This is a genomic window from Stenotrophomonas sp. PS02297 (assembly GCF_029959705.1).
Classification (GTDB): Bacteria; Pseudomonadota; Gammaproteobacteria; order Xanthomonadales; family Xanthomonadaceae; genus Stenotrophomonas; species Stenotrophomonas nitritireducens.
In genome coordinates, this window is sequence record NZ_JASCOS010000196.1 from 1 (window position 1) to 4175 (window position 4175).

Consider the following 4175-nt stretch of genomic DNA (forward strand, 5'->3'; position numbering starts at 1 on the left):
GCGCCGGGCAGCGCCCGGCGGGGCTTGGTCTGGAAGGCCTCAGCGGGGCGGTGCCCCGCTCTACAACGGCACGAGGTTCCATAGCGCCGGGCAGCGCCCGGCGGGGCTTGGCCGGGGAGGCTCCAGCGGGGCCGTGCCCCGCTCTACAACGGCACGAGGTTCTGTAGCGCCGGGCAGTGCACGGCGGGGCTTGGCCGGGAAGGCTCCAGCGGGGCGGTGCCCCGCTCTACAACGGGACGAGGTTCTGTAGCGCCGGGCAGCGCCCGGCGGGGCTTGGCCGGGAAGGCTCCAGCGGGGCCGTGCCCCGCTCTACAACGGCAAGAGGTTCTGTAGCGCCGGGCAGCGCCCGGCGGGGCTTGGCCGGGAAGGCTCCAGCGGGGCGGTGCCCCGCTCTACGACGGCGCGGGGTTTTGTAGCGCCGGGCAGCGCCCGGCGGGGTTTGGCCGGGAAGGCCCCAGCGGTGCGGTGCCCCGCTCTACGTCAGTTGCGCCATCCACTGCCTGATCAGCGCGACCACGGCGGTACGCCTGGCCTCCAGTTCCGCGGCATCGCGGAATTCGAGCAGGGCGCGATCCGGCCCCAGCCACTCCAGCAGGCCCTCCGGATCGGCGACAACGTCGGCCGGCAAGCTGCGCTTCTTCGTTCCCAGATGCAGGATCAGGCGCACCACGTCGGGCCTGCGCAGTTGCATCGTGGCGAAGTGCTCCGAGGTGCGGAAGCTGGGCGCGTTCCATTTGACCGCTTCGGCGATCGCAGGGTCGACCGCCAGCAGCAGGACGCGCAGCGCGCGTATCGTCGACGCCAGTGGGTGATCCAGCGCGTCGATGAACGCATCGACGTCCGTCGTCGTGGACTTGCCCATCGCTCCTCCGGCGGTGCCTGCCGGGCGCCATCATCGGCCCGCCGCACGGCCCTGTCCATGCGCCGCAACCGCCTCAGGCGGCGGAGGCCGGCCTGATCCGTATCGCCAACAACTCCCCGCCACCGAGCAGCGCATGGCGGCGGCGCCCGCCGGCGCCCAGCCACGCCGTATCGCCGACCTGCAGGGGCGGCAGCGTCGCGTCCTCGAATTCGGCCTGTCCGGCCAGCAGGTGGATCGCCCACGCCGCCTGCGTTTCGGTGAAGAACAGCATGCTGCCGACCAGCGGCCGGTGCAGCAGTTCGGCATGCAGGTCCGCGCGCCGCCACATGAGGTTGAAATCGCGGGTGGTTCCATCGACCAGTTCGCCGCTCAGTTCGTCCTCGCCGGCGAAGCGCAGCCGCTGGTGCGGCGGCAGCAGGGTTTCGCAGCGGCCATCGGCGAAACGCAGGCGCAAGCCCTCGCCCTCCAGCAGCACCAGTTCGCGTTCGACGCCGGGAAACGCGGAAAACGCCGCGTCCTGCTCGATCTCGGCGATGGACAGGCGCAGCTGCCAGTCGCCCTGTGCGGGCAGGCGCAGGATTTCGCGGGTCCAGCCCAGGCCGTTGCGCCACCGTTCGCGGTGGTAGACGGCAGCCGGGATGACGCGGGAAGGCGAGTTCAGGATTTCCATCGCGCCATGATGCCATCGCCGCGATGCCGTTGTAGGAGCGGCATCAGCCGCGCCGGGCTTCACCGGGAAAGCCCAGGCACGCCTCGCATCGCTCCCATGACAACGGCTGCGGTTACTTCGGCATTGCCAGGTTTTCGGCGGTCAACGGCCTGCCCGCGCGCGGTGTGGTTTCGATCACTGCGTCGACCGGCAATGGCGTGCCCTTGTCCAGGCGTTCCTGCACGCGGTCCAGCGCGGCGTACACATAAGGCAGCAGCGGCAGGTAGCGCGCGCCGTAATCGGGCAGGCCGAGGAAGCCGTCGAAGTGCTGCACATGACGCACCTGCCAGTAGTTCACCTCGCGCCCGGCCGCCTTGGCCGCGGCCACGTAGGGCGCGCTGCTGAAGGCCGGCGGGATCAGGCCGTCGTCGGTGCCGTGCACCACCATCACCGGCAGGCCCTTGCGCGGCAGGCCGGCGCGGGTGGCCTGGATGCCGGCCTGCACGCGGCGGGCGTCCTCGCCCTGCCCGTCCCACAGGCCGCGCAGGCACTTCAAGCCAGCGTAGGTCAGGTCCGGCAGCTGCACCCTGCTGTCGAGCAGGCCGACGCCGGCGCCCGGCGGGATGCCGCCGCCATCGGCGATCCACGCCGCACGCTCGGCAGCGGTGGCCGCGCGCGGCGAGAAATCCGGATTCTGCGCGGCAAAGGCAAAACCGCAGGGGTGTTCGCCCACGCCATAGCGGCCATAGGCCGAAGCGTAGGTGGCGGCGACCGCGCGCCACAGGTCGAAGCCGGTGGACAGCGCGCCGGCGCGCAGCGCGGCGTCGGTCCAGCCCTTGTCCAGCATCAGCTCGTAGGCGGCCTTGGCCTGCGCTGCGGGCGTGGCACCGTCGATGACGCCTTCGGCCGCCAGCGTGGCGCAGCGCACGGCGGCGCCGGCCTGCAGCGCGGCGGTCAGCGGCGGCTGTGGCAGGCCGGTCATGTGCAGCTGCGCGCAGGGCATCAGCAGCGCCGCTTCGGTGGAATAGTCGTACAGCGCGCGGGCGCCGGGGCCGTCGGACAGCACGCTCGGCTCGCCGGCGACCACCGCATCCAGCCAGTCGCCTTCCAGCTCGGCCGCACGCAGCACCGCGCCGCCGCCGTTGGAGATGCCCACCGCGACGACGCGGGTGTTGGCGAAGGTGAAGGGCGCGGCCTGCGGGAACGCCTGGTCCAGCGCCAGCAGCGCGAATTCGGCCGCCTGTTTCACATGGCGGCCCCAGTCGGCTTCCGGGTTGTCCTTGGAGTGGGCGTGCTTGAAGGCCACGCCCGAGGCGTTGACCGGCGCGTCCGGCACGAAGGCCAGGTCGGCGGCCTCGCCCAGCGCCCCGACCATGCCGTTGGCGCGCACGCCCATCTGCGCGTCCAGGTCGAAATAATCGCTGCCCGCGCCCTTGTCGGTGTACACCACCGCGCAGCCCTTGGGCAGGCCCCAGGCCGCCGCCACCGACACCGCGCCGTAGATGCCGCGCGAACCGGAGGCCGGCGCCACCAGCACGCAGCGCCTGCCGGTGTCGAAATTGTCCGGCACCTGCGCCAGCACGCGATGCGGCTGCTTCGCCCCGGGCAGGCGCGCATAGGCCGAATACTCGCGGCCCGGCACCGCCTCCAGCGTGCCGAACAGTTCGCCGTAGCCGCCACCCGGCGCGAGGTCGGCGATGCCGCGCCAACTGCCCCACAGCGCGCGCCGGCGCAGCTCCTCCACGGTCGGCGCGCCGGCGTCGGCGAAGGCCGGCGGTGCCAGGCTGCGCAGCCCGGCCAGGCCGAGGCCGGCAGTCAACAGGTCGTCGTCGCCGCGGTGCTCGCTGCGCAGTTCGTTGCTGAACATGGAAGACTCCACGGACTTGGAAGCGGGGCCGCTGGCGCACGACGCCAAGCCGAATCCGATGACGAGGCCGCAGGCGGCGCGCAGGAGGGAAGTAGTCATGCCGGCACACTAGCAGAGCGTCCCGCCCGGCCCATCGTACTTTCGTACCACGCGGCGCTTACGTCCCGGCTGCTACGTTCTGCAGCCTTCCCCCACTGTTTCACGGAGTTCCCATGGACCGTTTCCTGCAGGGCCGCACCGCGCTGGTGACCGGCAGCACCTCGGGGATTGGACTGGCCATCGCGCAGGCATTGGCCGCGGCCGGCGCCCGCGTGGCGATCAACGGCCTGGGTACGGCCGAACAGGTCGATGCCGCGCTCGCCAGCGTCGCCGCAACCGGCAGCGAATCGCGCCACTTCGGCGCCGACCTGCGCAACCCCGCCGAGATCGAGGCGATGATGGCCGCGGTGCAGGACTGGGGCGCGCTCGACGTGCTGGTCAACTGCGCCGGCATCCAGCACGCCGCGCCGCTGGCCGAACAGCCCGCCCACAAGTGGGACGACATCATCGCCATCAACCTCAGCGCCGCCTTCCACACCATGCAGCAGGCGCTGCCGGGCATGGCCGGGCGCGGCTACGGCCGGGTGGTCAACATCGCCTCGGTGCATGGGCTGGTGGCCTCGAAGAACAAGGCGCCCTACGTGGCCAGCAAGTTCGGCATCGTCGGCCTGAGCAAGGTCGCGGCGCTGGAGTACGGGGCGGGCGGCCGCCGCGCCCGCGGCGGCGGGCCCCGCCCCGGCGGGTGCCCCGGCGGGGGG

At 72.4% G+C, this 4175-nt stretch carries 4 protein-coding genes; 1 reads left to right on the plus strand and 3 read right to left on the minus strand.

What is annotated here, in order from left to right; all coding sequences use genetic code 11:
* Positions 1-475: 475 nt before the first annotated feature.
* The 3 genes from QMX80_RS18620 to QMX80_RS18630 all read right to left on the minus strand — a co-directional run bounded on the left by QMX80_RS18620 (position 476) and on the right by QMX80_RS18630 (position 3378).
* Positions 476-862: a DUF1801 domain-containing protein gene (locus QMX80_RS18620; RefSeq protein WP_282278663.1), complete on the minus strand. Its 387-nt coding sequence runs from the start codon at positions 860-862 to the stop codon at positions 476-478.
* Between the two features lie 73 nt (positions 863-935).
* Positions 936-1532, minus strand: coding sequence for a HutD family protein (locus tag QMX80_RS18625; protein WP_282278664.1), 597 nt, complete (start codon positions 1530-1532; stop codon positions 936-938).
* Between the two features lie 112 nt (positions 1533-1644).
* Positions 1645-3378 (minus strand): 3-hydroxybutyrate oligomer hydrolase family protein, encoded by a 1734-nt coding sequence (locus QMX80_RS18630; protein ID WP_282278667.1) that lies wholly within the window; start codon positions 3376-3378, stop codon positions 1645-1647.
* A gap of 212 nt (positions 3379-3590) precedes the next feature.
* Between QMX80_RS18630 and QMX80_RS18635 the strand changes: the two genes are divergently transcribed.
* Positions 3591-4175, plus strand: a 585-nt coding sequence (locus tag QMX80_RS18635) for an SDR family NAD(P)-dependent oxidoreductase (protein WP_282278669.1), incomplete at its 3' end; no start/stop codon positions are given.

Coding starts and splice junctions, on each gene's coding strand:
- QMX80_RS18625 (WP_282278664.1), bottom strand. CDS start 1,532: ATGGAAATCCTGAACTCGCCTTCCCGCGTCATCCCGGCTGCCGTCTAC.
- QMX80_RS18620 (WP_282278663.1), bottom strand. CDS start 862: ATGGGCAAGTCCACGACGACGGACGTCGATGCGTTCATCGACGCGCTG.
- QMX80_RS18630 (WP_282278667.1), bottom strand. CDS start 3,378: ATGTTCAGCAACGAACTGCGCAGCGAGCACCGCGGCGACGACGACCTG.